Annotated in this window: 16 protein-coding genes; 8 read left to right on the top strand and 8 right to left on the bottom strand. The window is 49.2% G+C overall.

Annotated features, from left to right (window positions below):
• Nucleotides 1–154 precede the first annotated feature (154 nt).
• The 4 genes from DCX48_10955 to kefG all read right to left on the bottom strand — a co-directional run bounded on the left by DCX48_10955 (nucleotide 155) and on the right by kefG (nucleotide 3,498).
• Complete coding sequence (locus tag DCX48_10955) at nucleotides 155–739, bottom strand: peptidylprolyl isomerase (GenBank protein ID QXE14982.1); 585 nt, start codon at nucleotides 737–739, stop codon at nucleotides 155–157.
• A gap of 120 nt (nucleotides 740–859) precedes the next feature.
• The gene (locus DCX48_10960; GenBank protein QXE14983.1) at nucleotides 860–1,054 is read right to left on the bottom strand and encodes a YheV family putative metal-binding protein; all 195 of its coding nucleotides are present in this window, start codon (nucleotides 1,052–1,054) and stop codon (nucleotides 860–862) included.
• A 76-nt stretch (nucleotides 1,055–1,130) separates the two neighbouring features.
• A complete protein-coding gene (kefB, locus tag DCX48_10965) occupies nucleotides 1,131–2,942 on the bottom strand; it encodes a glutathione-regulated potassium-efflux system protein KefB (protein QXE14984.1) in 1,812 nt (603 codons plus the stop codon).
• 1 nt (nucleotide 2,943) lies between these two features.
• Nucleotides 2,944–3,498: a glutathione-regulated potassium-efflux system ancillary protein KefG gene (gene kefG / locus DCX48_10970; protein ID QXE17219.1), complete on the bottom strand. Its 555-nt coding sequence runs from the start codon at nucleotides 3,496–3,498 to the stop codon at nucleotides 2,944–2,946.
• A gap of 122 nt (nucleotides 3,499–3,620) precedes the next feature.
• On the opposite strand from kefG, the gene DCX48_10975 reads away from it, so the two are divergent.
• Nucleotides 3,621–5,528 carry an ABC transporter ATP-binding protein gene (locus DCX48_10975; GenBank protein ID QXE14985.1) on the top strand — a complete coding sequence of 636 codons (1,908 nt, stop codon included), beginning with the start codon at nucleotides 3,621–3,623 and terminating at the stop codon, nucleotides 5,526–5,528.
• Between the two features lie 78 nt (nucleotides 5,529–5,606).
• On the opposite strand, the gene DCX48_10980 is transcribed toward DCX48_10975, so the two are convergent.
• Complete coding sequence (locus tag DCX48_10980) at nucleotides 5,607–6,209, bottom strand: LysE family translocator (GenBank protein QXE14986.1); 603 nt, start codon at nucleotides 6,207–6,209, stop codon at nucleotides 5,607–5,609.
• 106 nt (nucleotides 6,210–6,315) lie between these two features.
• Between DCX48_10980 and DCX48_10985 the strand changes: the two genes are divergently transcribed.
• The 3 genes from DCX48_10985 (at nucleotide 6,316) to DCX48_10995 (ending at nucleotide 8,567) form a co-directional block, all read left to right on the top strand.
• Complete coding sequence (locus DCX48_10985; protein QXE14987.1) at nucleotides 6,316–7,335, top strand: hydrolase; 1,020 nt, start codon at nucleotides 6,316–6,318, stop codon at nucleotides 7,333–7,335.
• 1 nt (nucleotide 7,336) lies between these two features.
• Complete coding sequence (locus DCX48_10990; GenBank protein QXE14988.1) at nucleotides 7,337–7,573, top strand: YheU family protein; 237 nt, start codon at nucleotides 7,337–7,339, stop codon at nucleotides 7,571–7,573.
• 124 nt (nucleotides 7,574–7,697) lie between these two features.
• A complete protein-coding gene (locus tag DCX48_10995) occupies nucleotides 7,698–8,567 on the top strand; it encodes a phosphoribulokinase (protein ID QXE14989.1) in 870 nt (289 codons plus the stop codon).
• Between the two features lie 103 nt (nucleotides 8,568–8,670).
• On the opposite strand, the gene DCX48_11000 is transcribed toward DCX48_10995, so the two are convergent.
• The gene (locus DCX48_11000) at nucleotides 8,671–9,078 is read right to left on the bottom strand and encodes an OsmC family protein (protein ID QXE14990.1); all 408 of its coding nucleotides are present in this window, start codon (nucleotides 9,076–9,078) and stop codon (nucleotides 8,671–8,673) included.
• A gap of 374 nt (nucleotides 9,079–9,452) precedes the next feature.
• Here DCX48_11000 and crp point away from each other — a divergent pair, with 374 nt between their 5' ends.
• Nucleotides 9,453–10,085: a cAMP-activated global transcriptional regulator CRP gene (gene crp, locus DCX48_11005; GenBank protein QXE14991.1), complete on the top strand. Its 633-nt coding sequence runs from the start codon at nucleotides 9,453–9,455 to the stop codon at nucleotides 10,083–10,085.
• A 127-nt stretch (nucleotides 10,086–10,212) separates the two neighbouring features.
• On the opposite strand, the gene DCX48_11010 is transcribed toward crp, so the two are convergent.
• Nucleotides 10,213–11,439, bottom strand: coding sequence for an aspartate aminotransferase family protein (locus tag DCX48_11010; protein ID QXE14992.1), 1,227 nt, complete (start codon nucleotides 11,437–11,439; stop codon nucleotides 10,213–10,215).
• Between the two features lie 120 nt (nucleotides 11,440–11,559).
• On the bottom strand, nucleotides 11,560–12,135 hold the full coding sequence (locus tag DCX48_11015) for an aminodeoxychorismate synthase component II (GenBank protein ID QXE14993.1): 576 nt from the start codon (nucleotides 12,133–12,135) through the stop codon (nucleotides 11,560–11,562).
• 691 nt (nucleotides 12,136–12,826) lie between these two features.
• Between DCX48_11015 and DCX48_11020 the strand changes: the two genes are divergently transcribed.
• The 3 genes from DCX48_11020 (at nucleotide 12,827) to DCX48_11030 (ending at nucleotide 17,453) form a co-directional block, all read left to right on the top strand.
• Nucleotides 12,827–13,951, top strand: a complete 1,125-nt coding sequence (locus DCX48_11020) for a pectate lyase (GenBank protein QXE14994.1) — start codon at nucleotides 12,827–12,829, stop codon at nucleotides 13,949–13,951.
• A gap of 667 nt (nucleotides 13,952–14,618) precedes the next feature.
• Nucleotides 14,619–15,743 carry a pectate lyase gene (locus DCX48_11025; protein ID QXE14995.1) on the top strand — a complete coding sequence of 375 codons (1,125 nt, stop codon included), beginning with the start codon at nucleotides 14,619–14,621 and terminating at the stop codon, nucleotides 15,741–15,743.
• Nucleotides 15,744–16,328: 585 nt separating this feature from the next.
• On the top strand, nucleotides 16,329–17,453 hold the full coding sequence (locus DCX48_11030; GenBank protein QXE14996.1) for a pectate lyase: 1,125 nt from the start codon (nucleotides 16,329–16,331) through the stop codon (nucleotides 17,451–17,453).
• Nucleotides 17,454–17,500 lie beyond the last annotated feature (47 nt).

A 17,500-nucleotide genomic window follows, 5' to 3' on the forward strand; every position in this document is an offset into this window, starting at 1 on the left:
CGATGTGCGTGGGCTGAAACCGACCCGCTGATGATCCTTAACTGCCGGTGCGGCATGAGTAGAAGCTTTGGCCGTGCTGGTGCTATCTTGAAATAAAAAAACCTCAGGTGATATTCATCAATCTGAGGTTTTTTTTTATGCGCTACAACTAAATTTAGTGGCAGCCGCATCCACCATTGCCGCCGCAGCCGCCTTTACCATGTTGGTGATCATGGTCGTGATCGTGGTCATGGCCGTGACCGCCACAGCAGCCGTCGCCGTGTTCATGATCGTGTTCGCCATGAACGTGACCGTGCGCCAATTCTTCTTCCGTCGCTTCGCGAATAGCAATCACTTCAACATGGAAGCTCAGATTCTGGCCTGCCAGCATGTGGTTGCCGTCGACAACAACGTGGTCGTCTTCAACTTCGGTGATTTCAACCGGAACTGGACCCTGATCGGTCTCAGCCAGAAAACGCATGCCAACCTGCAACTCGTCAACGCCCATAAAAACGTCTTTCGGTACGCGCTGAACCAGATTCTCATCATAGTTGCCGTAAGCGTCGCTGGAGCCAATGTTCACATCAAACGTTTCGCCAGCTTCACGGCCTTCCAACGCCGTTTCCAGACCTGAAATCAAGGAACCGTGACCATGCAGATAGTCCAACGGCGCGCTCACCGGAGACTCATCAACCAACACACCGTCTTCTGTACGTACCTGATAGGCCAGGCTGACCACCAGATCTTTTACTACTTTCATGATATCTCCTACCGTTGGAAATCAAATTGGCGCAAATTGTAGCTGAAAAATGTCCCTATGTACCGTCTGGAATCAAAAAACGTCAACGGTTGATGACAATGCCATCATGCTACCCCTCCATCATTCTGGCCGAAAAATCCCGATAATATCGCTGGCCTGTGGAGCAGCTACCGTCGCGGGCTCATCTGCCCGACTCTGGCGATATCCGCACTTCACGCACACTACCACCTCGACCTCATCCTCTCGTCCAACCGCTAGCGTGTCTTGAGCTTGACACGTCGGGCACACCGCCCCGGCAATAAAGCGTTTACGCATGATAGCTCCCACTCCTCTCCGTTCCAGCACCTGTAACCTAGAACCCAGAACCTATTCAGATAGGCGTTATTGGTTCTTACTCGTCGTCCTCATCCCACACACTTGGCCGACGGCGCTCCCGCAGCATTTCGCGCTGGAAAATATCCTCCAGCTCACGTCGGGCCTCTTTTACACGAGAAATCTGTGCGACATCCCCCGTCAGTTGCGGCATCAGTTCACGCAGCATGCGCATATCAAGACGGCGGAAATGCTGTTGCGCACGCATCGCCTGATGTGGGTGCATGCCCAGCGTTACCAGCGTTTTCCGCCCTAGCTCCAGCGCGCTGGAAAAGGTTTCACGCGAGAAGTGCCTTACGCCCGTCTGCAACAGCTCATGGGCTTCAACACGCCCACGCGCTCGTGCCAAAATTTCCAGATTCGGAAAATGCTGCTGACATAAATGTACGATCTCCATCGTGTCTTCCGGCGCATTACAGGTAATCACGATTGACCGTGCCTTGTCGGCTCCCGCCGAACGCAACAGTTCCAGCTCCGTGGCATCACCATAATAAACTTTATAACCATAGCTGCGCATCAGGCTGACGGCGCTGATATCGCGCTCAAGAACCGTAATCCGCATTTTATTCGCCATGAGCAAACGGCTGATCACTTGCCCGAAACGCCCGAAGCCCACCACAATCACCTGCGGTTCATCATCTTCGACGTACGGTTTTTCATCCGGCACATCCTGCACGTTATAACGACGCGCAAGGACGCGGTCGATGACCTGCATCAGCAGCGGTGTCGTCATCATCGATAGCGTCACCGTCACCAGCAACAACGGCAGTTGCTCACCTTTCAATACATTGAATGAAGCCGCAGCGGAAAACAGGACGAAAGCAAACTCGCCACCCTGACTCAGCACGCCGGCAAACTGCAAACGTTCGGAGCGGCGCATTCGGTTAATCCGCGCCAGAAAGTATAAAACCGCCCCTTTGACGGCCACCAGCACCAATACCGCAATCATAATCTTCACGATGTGGGTGTAGAGGATCCCAAGATTCAGCGCCATTCCTACAGAAATAAAGAACAGCCCAAGCAGCAAACCTTTGAACGGCTCAATCGCGATTTCCAGTTCATGCCGATACTCACTTTCCGCCAGCAGAATACCGGCGATAAAGGTGCCTAACGCCATAGAAAGACCTAATGCTTCCATAAACAGCGCAGAACCCAGCACCAGCAACAGCGCGGCGGCGGTGAACACTTCGCGCACGCCAGATGCCGCGATAAAACGGAACAGCGGGCGTACCAGATAGCGGCCACCGATTAGCATGCCGAGAAACGCAGCAACCTTCAGTCCAATCCGTTCCCAATCGCCGAAGTCACCCTGCACCCCAGCGAGAATAGGAATCAACGCCAACGCGGGAATCACCGCAAGATCTTGAAAAAGCAGCACAGAAAAGCCAAGCTGCCCCGATTCATTGCGGTTCATGCCTTTTTCGCGCATCAGTTGCAGCGCCATGGCCGTTGACGACATCGCCAGCCCCACACCACCAATCAGCGCGGACTGCCATGAAAAATCAGTCAGATATAAGGCACCGCCCAGAATCAGCGCACTAAGACCAACCTGAGCCGCCCCAACGCCGAAGATTGAACGACGTAGCGTCCAGAGCTTTCCGGGATTCAATTCCAGGCCGATGATGAACATCAGGAAAACCACGCCCAGTTCCGAGAAGTGCAGGATAGCTTCCACGTCACGGATAAAGCCGAGCCCCCAAGGGCCAATGGCGATCCCGGCGATCAAATAGCCCAATACGGCGCCAATCCCTAATCGGGCAGCGATCGGTACAGCTACTACCGCCACAAACAAAAACAAGACTCCGGCGGTCAGTAGCGCAGAACTCTCCATATCAGCGTTCCTCTTCAGGTAAAGGGGAGGATAGCCATTCACCGTAAGCTCTGGCTTGACTCGATAACACATCGGGCTGTAAACGGCGTGCCCAGTAAACAATCATGGGGCGCATCCAGTGCATCCGACACATGGCGGCCGTCAGTTCAAACGGGCGTAGCAAATCATCCATGGGGTAACGGTTGTTGCCATCAGCATGATAGGCATCTTCCGGTTCACCGGTCGTAATCACCGAACGCCAGTATTTACCCGCCAGCGCATTGCCGCCAATTCCATTGGCAAAACCGCGGGATAACACCCTATCAAGCCACTCTTTCAGCAACGCCGGGCAGCTATAGGTGTAAAACGGATGCTGGAAAACAATGATCTGATGCTCACGCAGCAGCTGTTGTTCATGATGGATATCGATAAAAAAATCAGGATAGTGCGCGTAAAGATCGTGCACAGTTACATTTGCCAACTGCTGCGCCGGTTGCAATAAGACTCGGTTTGCTACCGAGTCCTGTGGTTCCGGATGGGCATACAGCAGCAAAATTTTCGGTGGCTGCGACATCATTCCCCTCCAAAGCGTCGTCATGATAATCGTTTTCCGTTACCATGCAGCGCAACGACTAAAAACAGGACACCTCGTGTCCTGATATGTCCATAATTTAACATACTCTGAACATACGGCGCTTTATGATTGTTTTCTCTTCGCTGCAAATTCGACGTGGTGTACGCGTTCTGATCGACAACGCGACAGCAACGGTTAATCCCGGCCAGAAAGTGGGTCTGGTTGGCAAGAACGGCTGTGGTAAATCTACACTGCTGTCATTACTGAAAGGTGAAATCAGCGCCGACGGTGGTAGCGCGACATTCCCGCAAAACTGGTCACTGGCCTGGGTCAATCAGGAAACACCTGCATTGAACAAACCCGCGCTGGACTACGTGATTGACGGCGACCGTGAGTTTCGCCAACTGGAAGCCGCGTTGCAGACCGCCAACGAAGAGAACAACGGCAACGCCATTGCTACGTTGCACGGCAAGCTGGATGCCATTCAAGCCTGGACAATTCAGGCCAGAGCTTCAAGCCTGCTCAATGGGTTAGGGTTTTCTCAGCCACAGTTGCAACAGCCTGTCAGCGCCTTTTCCGGCGGCTGGCGGATGCGTCTAAACCTGGCACAGGCACTGATTTGCCGTTCAGACTTGCTGCTGCTGGATGAACCGACCAACCACCTCGATCTGGATGCCGTTATCTGGCTGGAAAAGTGGCTGAAAAACTACGCTGGTACGCTAGTCCTGATCTCGCACGACCGTGATTTCCTCGATCCGGTGGTGACCAAGATTCTGCATATCGAACAGCAGTCGCTCAACGAGTACACCGGCAACTACTCCTCATTTGAACGCCAGCGTGCCACCCGTCTCGCACAGCAGCAATCGCTCTATGAGCACCAGCAGGAGCGTGTCGCGCACCTGCAAAACTACATTGATCGGTTCCGCGCGCAAGCAACCAAAGCCAAGCAGGCCCAAAGCCGGATAAAAATGCTGGAACGTATGGAGATGATTGCGCCAGCGCACGTCGATAACCCTTTCCGCTTCAGCTTTCGCACCCCAGAATCGTTGCCCAATCCACTCATGAAGATGGAAAAGGTCAGCGCAGGCTACAACGACAATCTGATTCTCGAATCCATCAAACTCAATTTAGTGCCGGGTTCCCGCATCGGACTCCTCGGCCATAACGGCGCAGGTAAATCCACGCTGATCAAGCTGCTTGCTGGCACGCTTGCTCCGCTGAAAGGGGAAATCGGGCTGGCGAAAGGCGTTAAACTCGGTTATTTCGCCCAGCATCAATTGGAGTTCCTGCGTGCGGACGAGTCACCATTACAACATCTGGTGCGTCTGGCAGAGCGGGAAACGGAACAGCAGCTGCGCGACTACCTCGGCGGCTTCGGTTTTCAGGGCGACAAAGTCACAGAGATCACCGAGCGCTTCTCCGGCGGTGAAAAAGCCCGTCTGGTGCTGGCGCTAGTCGTCTGGCAGCGTCCGAATCTCCTGCTGCTCGACGAACCGACCAACCACCTCGATCTGGATATGCGTCAGGCGTTGACCGAAGCGTTAATCGATTTTGAAGGCGCGCTGGTTGTCGTCTCGCACGATCGACACCTGATCCGTTCAACCACGGACGATCTCTATCTGGTACACGACCAGAAAGTGGAGCCGTTCGATGGTGATTTGGAAGATTACCAACAGTGGCTGGTCGGCCTGCAACGTCAGGAAAATGCGGCCGATGAAACGCCAAAAGAGAATGTCGCCAACAGTGCGCAGGGTAGAAAAGATCAGAAACGCCGCGAAGCCGAGTTGAGAACACAAACTCAGCCGCTGCGTAAGCAGATAACCAAGCTTGAGCAGCAGATGGAAAAGCTGGGTGAAACGCTGGCAGCGCTTGAAGCCCGACTGGCGGACAGTGCAATTTACGATATCAGCCGCAAAGCCGAACTCACCGACTGCCTGCAACAACAAACCAAAGTTAAAATCGAGCTGGAAGATACAGAGATGTCCTGGCTGGACGCGCAGGAACAGCTAGAACAGATCATGCAGAGCGAATAAATTTGGTATGCCTGAAAAGAGTCGCGAGCGAAAAACCGCTCGCGACTTTATCAATGCAGCATCAACGCAAAATCAGCATTAATGCCAGATCAATAATACACAGGCAGCGGTCAGAAGCCCCATTGACACATTAAAGATAATCCACGCTTTCTTACTGCGCAGCAGTCGCCCAATCATCGTACCAAACCCGAGCCAGATGACACCGGAAACCAGATTCACCAGCACAATCCCGATGCTTATGGCGATGACAGAATGGTTATAGCCCTCACCTGCCAGACTAAAGCTGGCAACTGCACCCAGCGCCATTAGCCACGCTTTCGGATTCAGAAATTGCAGCAACCACCCTTGATAAAGCCGTATCGGCTGAGGCGGAGCGACGGACGTTTCCAGCCGTTCGTAAGCCGCCGTGGCGATTTTCCACGCCAACCAGAGCAGATAGGCACTACCGAGGACTTTCAGGATAACGTGCAGCGAAGGATAAATCAGAATCAAACCACCGACGCCGAATGCCACCAGCAGCAAAATGCTCTGCATCCCGAGCATGATGCCGACCATCAGCCACAGTGAACGCATAAAGCCAAAATTCGCGCCCGAGGTGGTCAGCAGCATATTATTCGGCCCCGGCGTGATGGCTGCTACCCACAAAAACCCCAACATCGAAAGAAATAAACTCAGTTCCATTATTTGTGGGCGCTCCTGACCCAAATGTCGTACCAACTGGCAGCATTGAAGCTAACAGTGTGATATTGATCGTACAAGAGCCGACAACAAGATTTTCATATCCTTTATGCATGACCATTTTCGTCCGCTGAGCGGCGCCCATAATCCGCATCTGCAAACGCTATTGCCGCGTCTGATTCGCCGTCACGCACAGTTCTCACCAGTCTGGCAAGCGCTCGAATTACCAGACGGTGATTTCGTCGATCTAGCGTGGAGCGAAGCGCCCGAGAAGGCTCGGCATAAACCGCGCGTAGTGCTGTTTCACGGATTAGAAGGCAGCTTTCATAGCCCCTACGCCCACGGCCTATTACACGCCTGCAAACAGCGCGGATGGCTGGCCGTCATCATGCATTTTCGCGGGTGTAGCGGTAAGCCCAACCGGATGAAGCGTATTTATCATTCAGGAGAAACCAGCGATGCCAGCTATTTTCTGCACTGGATGCAAGAGACGCTGGGCGAAGTTCCTACCGCCGCCATCGGCATTTCTCTCGGCGGCAACATGCTGGCCTATCTGCTCGGTGAGCAGGGCGAAGCCTGTTCTCTGTCCGCCGCCGTCATTGTTTCCGCCCCCTTGATGCTCGAACCCTGTAGCCGTCGAATGGAACAAGGCTTCTCGCGCGTCTATCAGCACTACCTGCTGCGCCTATTGAAACAAAACGCCGGTCGCAAGCTGGCGGCTTATCCAGATACGCTGCCAATTCAGTTGCCGCAGTTGAAGAGAATCCGCCAGCTACGGGAGTTTGATGACATCATCACCTCACGTATCCACGGCTTTCGTGATGCCGCTGACTACTATCGACGCTGTAGCGCCCTGCCGCTGTTACCTCACATACGCAAGCCGCTGCTGATCATCCATGCGAAGGACGATCCTTTCATGACACCGGAGGTCATTCCCGATCTGTCGCAGTTACCGTCTAATATTGAGTATCAGCTAACGGAACACGGCGGGCATGTCGGCTTCGTCGGTGGAACATTGCTGAAACCGGAAATGTGGCTGGAACAGCGCATTCCCAATTGGCTTAGTCCATTTTTGGACCACGCCACCGGTTCTTTTTATTCAGAAACAATTTTTACTCAGGAAACATAGCGTGATTATTCCCTGGCAACAGCTCGATCCAGAAACGCTGGATAGCATCATTGAATCTTTCGTCCTGCGGGAAGGCACTGATTACGGCGAACAGGAGCGCTCGCTGGCGCAGAAAGTAGAAGATATCCGCAGCCAACTCCAATCTGGCGAGGTCGTTTTGGTGTGGTCTGAGTTACATGAAACGCTAAACATTATGCCGCGCAGCCAGCTCAATGCCGGAGGACATGCCCCTTATTGAGCATGGCGAAAGGCGTGAAAGAGCGCGCCAAACATGCTAACAATGAGAGCAATTACGTCATTTTTGAGAATGCGCGCAGGCTTTCAGCCTATGCGGGCATCGCGATCACGGAGTCACGCACCTTATGTCACATCAGCATCCGATTATTGCAGTTACGGGTTCCAGTGGAGCGGGAACCACGACCACCAGTCTGGCTTTCCGTAAGATTTTCCAACAATTCGACCTGCGCGCAGCCCAGTTGGAAGGTGACAGCTTTCACCGCTATACCCGCCCAGAAATGGATATGGCGATTCGTAAAGCGCGTGATTTAGGACGACACATCAGCTATTTCGGCCCAGAAGCGAATGACTTCAGCCTGCTGGAACAATCGTTTATCGAATATGGCCTGCACGGACACGGCCAGACGCGTAAATACCTTCATACTTACGATGAAGCCATTCCTTATAATCAGGTTCCTGGGACATTTACGCCGTGGGAACCGATGCCGGAACCTACCGATATCCTGTTCTATGAGGGATTGCACGGTGGCATAGTCACCGATCAAAACGACGTGGCACAGCATGTCGATTTGCTCGTCGGCGTAGTACCGATCGTCAATTTGGAGTGGATTCAAAAGCTGATTCGTGACGTCAATGAGCGCGGCCACTCGCGTGAAGCGGTAATGGATTCCGTTGTCCGCTCCATGGAAGACTACATCACCTATATCACGCCGCAGTTCTCTCGCACCCATATCAACTTCCAGCGCGTACCAACCGTGGACACCTCCAACCCGTTCGCTGCCAAGTCGATTCCCTCACTGGATGAAAGTTTCGTCGTCATCCACTTTCAGGGATTAGATAATATTGATTACCCCTATCTGCTCGCCATGTTGCAGGGCTCGTTTATTTCTCACATCAATACGTTAGTCGTTCCCGGCGGGAAAATGGGGCTGGCAATGGAATTAATCATGGCACCGCTGGTGCAGCGGTTGATAGAAGGGAAAACGATCGAATAACCGACACTGAGCACGGCAAGACGTGCCAAGAGGATAATGCCAATCGTTTAAGCATCGAGATACACGGGCTTAAGCGACCAGCATTAATGCTCAGAGAAAGGAATTACGGCAGTATTCTAATTTCGTGACTGTGCGTCACTTCAACGGCTTTGCCCAGCATCAATGCCACAGAGCAGTATTTTTCCGCTGACAGCTCGACAGCCCGCTCGACAGCTTTATCGGTCAGCCCTTTCCCCGTCACGATAAAATGCAGATTGATATGGGTAAATAAGCGCGGCGCTTCAGACCGACGCTCTGAGGTTAATTTCACCTCACAATCCGCCACATCGTTACGGCCCTTTTGCAGAATCGACACCACATCAATCGCGCTGCATCCCCCTACGGACATCAACACCATTTCCATCGGACTGGGCGCTTTATCGCCAGAATTACCGTCCATCAATACCTGATGTCCTGATGCGGATTCGCCCAAAAACGTTAAGCCTTCAACCCATTTTACCCGAGCCTGCATGATGTCTCTCCACTAAAATTTTTTTGAAAATTTATACCGTTACTGTACAAAAACCAGCGTTAATCAGAGCTTTGTCATGCTGAAGCGAGACAACACAAGACACATCCTTAAAGCTGTGTTAAAACGAAAATAGAATAGACCTTTTCTGGACAAACCCAGAAACGAAGAAGATGATGACGTAGCCAGAAATACCCAGCCACGTTTACGGTGCGGCAAAGCAGCAACCGAAAAACCAAGGGTACAGTGGTTCCAGTATATTCCCTGACGTCATTCTGCCTAGACTGAATTTTATTTTTTTAGCAGTTAAACACGCCGTACAGGGAACTCTGACCCCTGTAATTTGCGCAGTGAATTACAACAGAGGATGATAGCGAATGGTTCTCGGCAAACCGCAGACAGACCCGACTCTCGAATGGTTCCTTTCCCATTGTCATATCCACAAGTATCCATCGAAGAGCACGCTGATTCACCAAGGTGAAAAAGCAGAAACGCTTTACTACATCGTGAAAGGCTCTGTCGCAGTGCTAATCAAAGATGAAGAAGGCAAGGAAATGATTCTTTCCTACCTCAATCAGGGCGATTTTATTGGTGAGCTCGGCCTGTTTGAAGAAGGTCAGGAACGCAGTGCTTGGGTTCGGGCAAAAACCGCCTGTGAAGTGGCTGAAATTTCTTATAAAAAATTCCGCCAGCTCATTCAAGTTAACCCAGATATCCTCATGCGTCTGTCTGCACAAATGGCAAACAGACTTCAGATTACCTCAGAAAAAGTCGGCAACCTCGCCTTCCTTGATGTAACTGGCCGTATCGCCCAAACATTACTCAACCTGGCAAAACAACCTGATGCCATGACGCATCCAGATGGCATGCAAATTAAAATTACCCGTCAGGAAATTGGGCAAATCGTTGGCTGCTCGCGTGAAACCGTGGGCCGCATTCTGAAAATGTTAGAAGACCAGAACCTGATCTCTGCGCACGGTAAAACGATTGTCGTTTACGGCACTCGCTAAACCCCTGTCGCGATACCCTACCAATAAAAAAGCGTGAAGCCTCGGCCTCACGCTTTTTTTTATCGCACAATGCTTATCACAAAAAAATGGTTTATCAAATAACGGTTTATCACAAAATAACGTGAACTCAGTTCGCCGTGTTAACCACTTGAGCGACAGCTTTAGCGAATTTCTCCATCCCCTGCGCAATATCATCTTCATCAATGATCAAAGACGGCACAAAGCGGATCACGTTCGGCCCAGCCATCAACACCATAAGCCCCTGAGCCGCTGCAGCAGCCAAGAACTCACCCGCGCGACCATGCCATTGCGGTTTCAGCTCAGCCCCCAGCAAAAGCCCCATACCGCGGACTTGATCAAATACGCCATACTGCTGGTTGATTTTATCAAGCTCACTGACAAAGCGATCGTGACGATCCGCTACGCCCGATAGCACTTCCGGCGTATTGATGATATCCAGCGCAGCTTCCGCCACTGCACAGGCCAGCGGGTTGCCGCCATAGGTGGTGCCGTGTACCCCAACCGTCATGACCGATGCGATCTCTTCCGTCGTCAGCATCGCACTAATCGGGAAACCACCGCCCAACGCTTTAGCCGTTGTAAGGATATCCGGCGTAATACCATAGTGCATATAGCTAAATAATTTACCGGTACGTCCCATTCCACTCTGCACTTCATCAAATACCAGCAGCGCTTTATGTTGATCGCACAAGTCACGGACGCCCTGCAAAAATTCAGGCGTAGCGGGTGTAATGCCGCCTTCGCCCTGAATCGGCTCCAGCACGACCGCGCAGGTGTGATCGTCCATCACCGCTTTAACGGCAGCTAGGTCGTTGAACGGAACATGCACGATATCAGCAGGTTTAGGCCCGAAACCATCGGCATATTTAGGCTGTCCGCCAACCGAAACGGTGAACAGCGTTCGGCCATGGAATGCATTGTAGAAAGCAATAATCTTGGTTTTATATGGACTATGGCGTTTAACCGCATAGTGACGCGCCAGCTTAAATGCGGCTTCGTTAGCCTCTGCACCGGAATTAACAAAGAACACACGGTCAGCAAAAGTGGCATCAATCAATTTGCTCGCGAGGCGTAGCGCAGGTTCGTTGGTGAAAATATTGCTGGTATGCCACAGCGTTTCACCCTGCTGCCGCAATGCGTTAACCAGCGCAGGATGGCAGTGACCGAGCGCCGTAACCGCAATGCCACCGGAGAAATCGATATACTCGCGGCCGTCCTGATCCCAGACGCGGCTCCCCTTACCTTTCACTGGTACAAACTTCGCGGGTGCATAAACCGGCAAAATCACCTTATCGTGAGTATCCCGTGTCACCGCTTTCTGCTCTGCTGCCATTTGCTGCCTCACTCTGCTGTCCATTACGTCAGAAATGAAAATATAGTCAATAAATATGCATAAAAAATCACTCTCAGGCAATATTAAATCAGCCAATGAGGAGAATAAGTTTCTATGCGATTAAATTTTAAGGAAATTATCCAAAAGCTGATGCCCTTGCTGACTGAGAATACTCTCTGGATGGAACTGCACGCCTTCCAGCGGCAATGAGCGATGGCGTATCCCCATAATCTCGTCACGCTGTCCTTCATATTCGCTCCAGGCTGTGACCTCAAAGCAATCAGGTAGCGAAGCGGAATCAATGATGAGTGAATGATAGCGGGTGACCGTCAAAGGCTGAGCCAGCCCAGTGAAAACCCCCGTATCGCTGTGCGCAATCGCTGAGGTCTTCCCGTGCATGACCTGTCGTGCCCGCACCACACGTGCGCCGAACGCCTGCCCCATAGTCTGATGGCCAAGGCACACACCCAAAATAGGCAATTTATCGGCAAAGTGACGAATAACAGCCAGTGAAATACCTGCCTCATCTGGCGTACAGGGGCCCGGAGAAATCACCAATCGCTCAGGCGCAAGCAGCTCAATCTCACGCAGTGTCAGTTCATCATTACGCTTCACCACAACCTGTGCGCCAAGCTCACAAAAATATTGGTAAAGGTTGTAGGTAAAGGAGTCGTAGTTATCGATAATTAGCAGCATAGTCATTGCACAGTTAGTCGGAAAAGCCGTACTAACATACATGAAATTCGCGTCAGGCACCCAGCCCTTGTCACCCGCAAAAACAAATAGCTCACCATTTCTACGCAATAAATTAGCACGATAATAATTATACAGATCACAAATGATTTATTTCTACAACAAACACCTTTATTAATAGGTAACCTTTATTATTTACCCCCTATAAAAACCGATTTTTCTGAAATCATTTTTAACAAAAAAAATAATAAATACAAATTCCTCATGAATTAATTACGTTTTTTAAATTTGCCTGGTTAGTTCACGGGATTTATCTTTTTAAGTGGTAGTTTTTTTAAATTTTGACGGCGATCACAATTGCTTCATAGCGAATAACCCTGACGTATAAAACGGATAATAAATAAAGAATCCAGATTGAAATAGCAAATTTTAAAAAACACAACCACATGAATTTAAAGGATTTAAATAGAAATCAGTTTCTATTTAAAAGAAATAAACACAAAACATCTCAGTTGTCCTCTGTTATTTCATTAATATATTTAATGCCCCATCTTGTATTGTTTATTTTTTCTGTTAACACTTAGCTCGGCTTTATAGACAAACCTTAATTTCATTTTTGTTGAAACAGCCATTTTATTACACAGGGTGTGTAGTGATAAATACCCAAAAAATTCTATGTCAAGGAGAGTACACAATGAAATACCTACTGCCTTCTGCAGCCGCTGGGCTGTTGCTGCTCGCAGCCCAACCGACAATGGCGGCAAACACGGGAGGTTATGCCACCACTGACGGCGGCGACGTTTCCGGCGCTGTGAAAAAAACCGCACGCTCTTTGCAAGAGATCGTCGATATCATTGAGGCAGCGAAAAAAGATTCAAGCGGTAAAGTCGTCAAAGGTGGAGCCTTCCCGCTCGTGATTACCTATAACGGTAATGAAGATGCGCTGATCAAAGCGGCTGAAGCCAATATCTGTGGCCAATGGAGCAAAGATCCACGCGGTGTAGAAATCAAAGAGTTTACCAAAGGGATCACCATCCTCGGTACCAATGGGTCTTCTGCTAACTTCGGCATCTGGGTGGTTAACTCTTCGAATGTTGTCGTGCGTAATATGCGCTTCGGCTATATGCCGGGTGGCGCAAAAGATGGCGATGCTATCCGTATTGATAACTCACCAAACGTCTGGATCGACCACAACGAGATCTTCGCTAAGAACTTCGAATGCGCCGGTACGCCAGACAACGACACCACTTTTGAATCGGCTGTCGATATCAAGAAAGCCTCAACCAACGTCACGGTATCGTACAACTTTATCCATGGCGTGAAAAAGGTGGGTTTGAGCGGTTCAAGCAACACGGATACGGGTCGTAACCTGACTTATCATCACAATATTTACAGCGATGTTAACTCACGTCTGCCGCTGCAACGTGGTGGTCAGGTGCATGCTTATAACAACCTGTATGACGGCATCAAAAGTTCAGGTTTTAACGTCCGTCAGAAAGGGATCGCGCTGATCGAAAGCAACTGGTTCGAAAATGCACTCAACCCAGTAACTGCACGTAATGACGACTCCAACTTCGGTACCTGGGAACTGCGTAACAACAACATCACCAGCCCGTCTGATTTTGCTAAATACAAAATCACCTGGGGTAAACCATCCACACCGCACATCAATGCGGATGACTGGAAGAGCACCGGCAAATTCCCTGCAGTCTCGTATAACTACTCCCCAGTTTCCGCACAGTGCGTGAAGGATAAACTGGCGAACTATGCTGGCGTAGGTAAAAATCAGGCAGTACTGACAGCAGCCAACTGTAAATAAACGCGTAAATCCCGACGCATTCACTCTGCGCCGGGTTCTTCCTGAGCGAGCTGTTTAGGCTCGCTCATTTTTTACAGCACATAGAGATTAATAATAATTATTTCTTAACAAACTAAAATTCAATATAAAATTAACCCATAACCAAAATTTAATACGCCTGTGATATTATATTTTGGCTTAAGCTGAATTATTTACGTTAGTCTCAGCGCTCACAGCAAGAATAGTAGCCATTTAAAATCAAATAGATAAAGAAACCAGAATAAATCGACTATCCATTTAAATAATAACCTACTGATTTTCAATTACTTTAAAGGAATATCGTTTCCTATAAAGTCCAAATAATCCAATCATCAGCATTACAAAATGTTTCCACCGTAATACATTTAACATTTCACCCTTGAATTGAACTTATTTTTTGACCACACTCCCCTTGGTTTTTCATCAAAATTGATGATTCATTTTTGTTGAAAAATGTGTATGCCCTAAATAATTCGAATTTCAGGAAGGCGGCAAGAGAAGGAGTCCCGATGAGCTTACTCAAGTAAGTGATTCGGGTGACTGAACGCAGCCAACGCACATGCAATTTGAAGTATAACGGGTATATGTGACATCGGGCATATGGAGCGATAAATGCCCATGAAAATTCTATTCCAAGGAGACAGTCATAATGAAATACCTATTGCCTACGGCAGCCACTGGATTGTTATTACTCGCGGCTCAGCCAGCGGTGGCAGCAAATACGGGCGGCTATGCCACCACAGATGGTGGAGAAACTTCCGGCGCCGTGAAAAAAACCGCACGTTCTTTGCAAGAAATTGTGGATATTATTGAAGCTGCGAAAGTGGATTCAAAAGGCAAGAAAGTCAAAGGCGGTGCTTACCCGCTCATCATCACCTATAACGGTAATGAAGATTCATTAATCAAAGCAGCTGAAAAGAATATTTGCGGCCAGTGGAGTAAGGATGCTCGCGGCGTACAAATCAAAGAGTTCACCAAAGGGATTACCATCCTCGGTACCAATGGTTCATCGGCCAACTTCGGTGTCTGGATCGTGAACTCCTCTGACGTCGTCGTACGTAATATGCGCTTCGGCTATATGCCGGGCGGTGCGCAAGACGGTGACGCCATTCGTGTTGATAACTCTCCAAACGTCTGGATTGACCACAATGAGATCTTTGCCAAGAACTTTGAGTGTAAAGGCACGCCAGACAATGACACGACTTTTGAATCGGCCGTCGATATCAAGAAAGGCTCAACTAACGTCACGGTATCCTACAACTACATTCATGGCATCAAGAAAGTCGGCCTAAGCGGCGCAAGCAATACGGATACAGGACGCAATCTGACTTACCATCACAATATCTATCGCGATGTTAACTCACGTCTGCCGCTACAGCGTGGTGGTCTGGTTCATGCTTACAACAACCTGTATGACGGTATCACTGGCTCCGGCTTTAACGTCCGTCAGAAAGGGATAGCGTTGATCGAAAGCAACTGGTTCGAAAATGCGCTCAACCCGGTGACTGCACGTAACGACAGCTCCAACTTCGGTACCTGGGAGTTGCGTAACAACAACGTCACAAAACCGGCAGACTTCTCCAAATACAACATCACCTGGGGTCGTCCTTCCACGCCTCACGTCAATGCTGATGATTGGAAAAACACCGGCAAGTTCCCTTCCATTTCTTACAAATACTCCCCAGTTTCGGCACAGTGTGTGAAAGATAAGCTGGCGAACTACGCGGGTGTAAGTAAAAACCTAGCGGTACTGACAGCAGCTAACTGCAAATAAACACGGTCAGATTTACCCTCAAGCGAGCGCTAAGCGCTCGCTTATTTTTTATGAGGGCCGACATGTGAGCATGAATATTCATCTCAATAAAGAAGTAATAAATTAACTATCATGCTAATTATTTTAATGGTTAATTACTGATGTAATGGGAAACAATTCACAACACGGGATTAATTAATAATTTGATCGGAATCAATTATTTTTTGATACTTTCATCTCAATGAGAAATTTTACTTATTTCTTGATACCGCTCACAGTTATCACCTATATCAAAACGCTTCCAGTGCAGAATAATAAAACGAAATATAATTTTATTTTTCATAAAAACTATCAACCCACTGATTTTATAAAAAATGAAAAAAATATCATCATTTAAAATAGAGACTTATTAATCACACATATTTCTCTGTGTTATTCAGTCGATATATTTAATATCTAAATATTGAATTATTTTATTTTTATGATAACACTTAATCGGGGTTTCAATAAACCTTGATTTCATTTTTATTGAAACATCAAATAATATAATCTGGGTGATGTGGAACATTAATACCCAAAAAATTCTATTCCAAGGAGAGTACCCTAATGAAATACCTACTGCCTTCTACAGCCGCTGGGCTGTTATTACTTGCAGCCCAACCGACGATGGCGGCAAATACGGGGGGTTACGCTACCACTGACGGTGGTAACGTTGCCGGTGCCGTGAACAAAACTGCGCGCTCTATGCAAGATATCATTGATATTATCGAAGAGGCGAAGCTGGATTCTAAAGGTAAGAAAGTCAAAGGTGGGGCTTACCCACTCATCATCACCTATAACGGTAATGAAGACGCGCTGATCAAAGCTGCTGAAAACAATATCTGCGGCCAGTGGAGTAAAGACGCTCGCGGTGTGGAAATCAAAGAGTTTACCAAAGGGGTTACCATCATCGGTACCAACGGATCTTCCGCTAACTTCGGGATCTGGCTGACAAAATCATCTGATGTCATCATACGCAACATGCGCTTTGGTTACATGCCGGGTGGCGCGCAGGACGGTGATGCCATTCGTATCGATAACACGCCGAACGTTTGGATTGACCACAACGAGATCTTCGCTAAAAACTTTGAATGTCAGGGCACAAAAGACGGTGACACCACCTTCGAATCTGCGATTGATATCAAGAAAGCTTCTACCAACGTGACGGTGTCGTACAACTACATTCACGGCATCAAAAAGGTGGGACTGAGCGGCTTCAGCAGCAGCGATACGGGCCGTGATCTGACTTACCATCACAATATTTACGACGACGTTAACGCCCGTCTCCCACTGCAACGCGGCGGTCAGGTTCACGCTTACAACAACCTGTATACCGGCATCACCAGTTCTGGCCTGAACGTACGCCAGAAAGGGATTGCGCTGATCGAACGTAACTGGTTCGAGAATGCGAAAAACCCGGTGACCTCACGTTACGACGGTTCCAACTTCGGTACCTGGGAACTGCGTAATAACAACATCATGAGCCCAGCCGACTTCGCTAAATACAATATCACTTGGGATAAAGACACCAAAGCCTACGTGAATGCTGAAGACTGGAAAAGTACCGGCACGTTCGCTTCTGTTCCTTACAGCTACTCTCCAGTTTCACCACAGTGCGTGAAAGATAAACTGGCGAACTATGCTGGCGTGAACAAAAACCTGGCCGTGCTGACGGCAGCAAATTGCAACTAATCACGAAGTGTAAAGTGTAATAAGCGGACTTCAGGCTCCTACCCTCA

The organism is Pectobacterium atrosepticum (genome assembly GCA_019056595.1).
Lineage (GTDB): Bacteria > Pseudomonadota > Gammaproteobacteria > Enterobacterales > Enterobacteriaceae > Pectobacterium > Pectobacterium atrosepticum.

Excerpts from the sequence above, each read along its gene's own strand:
- DCX48_11000 (QXE14990.1), bottom strand. The coding sequence starts at position 9,078 with ATGCAGGCTCGGGTAAAATGGGTTGAAGGCTTAACGTTTTTGGGCGAA.
- DCX48_10955 (QXE14982.1), bottom strand. The coding sequence starts at position 739 with ATGAAAGTAGTAAAAGATCTGGTGGTCAGCCTGGCCTATCAGGTACGT.
- DCX48_10985 (QXE14987.1), top strand. The coding sequence starts at position 6,316 with ATGCATGACCATTTTCGTCCGCTGAGCGGCGCCCATAATCCGCATCTG.
- DCX48_11025 (QXE14995.1), top strand. The coding sequence starts at position 14,619 with ATGAAATACCTATTGCCTACGGCAGCCACTGGATTGTTATTACTCGCG.
- kefB (QXE14984.1), bottom strand. The coding sequence starts at position 2,942 with ATGGAGAGTTCTGCGCTACTGACCGCCGGAGTCTTGTTTTTGTTTGTG.
- DCX48_11015 (QXE14993.1), bottom strand. The coding sequence starts at position 12,135 with ATGCTGCTAATTATCGATAACTACGACTCCTTTACCTACAACCTTTAC.
- crp (QXE14991.1), top strand. The coding sequence starts at position 9,453 with ATGGTTCTCGGCAAACCGCAGACAGACCCGACTCTCGAATGGTTCCTT.
- DCX48_11010 (QXE14992.1), bottom strand. The coding sequence starts at position 11,439 with ATGGCAGCAGAGCAGAAAGCGGTGACACGGGATACTCACGATAAGGTG.
- DCX48_11030 (QXE14996.1), top strand. The coding sequence starts at position 16,329 with ATGAAATACCTACTGCCTTCTACAGCCGCTGGGCTGTTATTACTTGCA.
- DCX48_10995 (QXE14989.1), top strand. The coding sequence starts at position 7,698 with ATGTCACATCAGCATCCGATTATTGCAGTTACGGGTTCCAGTGGAGCG.
- kefG (QXE17219.1), bottom strand. The coding sequence starts at position 3,498 with ATGATGTCGCAGCCACCGAAAATTTTGCTGCTGTATGCCCATCCGGAA.
- DCX48_10980 (QXE14986.1), bottom strand. The coding sequence starts at position 6,209 with ATGGAACTGAGTTTATTTCTTTCGATGTTGGGGTTTTTGTGGGTAGCA.
- DCX48_10975 (QXE14985.1), top strand. The coding sequence starts at position 3,621 with ATGATTGTTTTCTCTTCGCTGCAAATTCGACGTGGTGTACGCGTTCTG.
- DCX48_10960 (QXE14983.1), bottom strand. The coding sequence starts at position 1,054 with ATGCGTAAACGCTTTATTGCCGGGGCGGTGTGCCCGACGTGTCAAGCT.
- DCX48_11020 (QXE14994.1), top strand. The coding sequence starts at position 12,827 with ATGAAATACCTACTGCCTTCTGCAGCCGCTGGGCTGTTGCTGCTCGCA.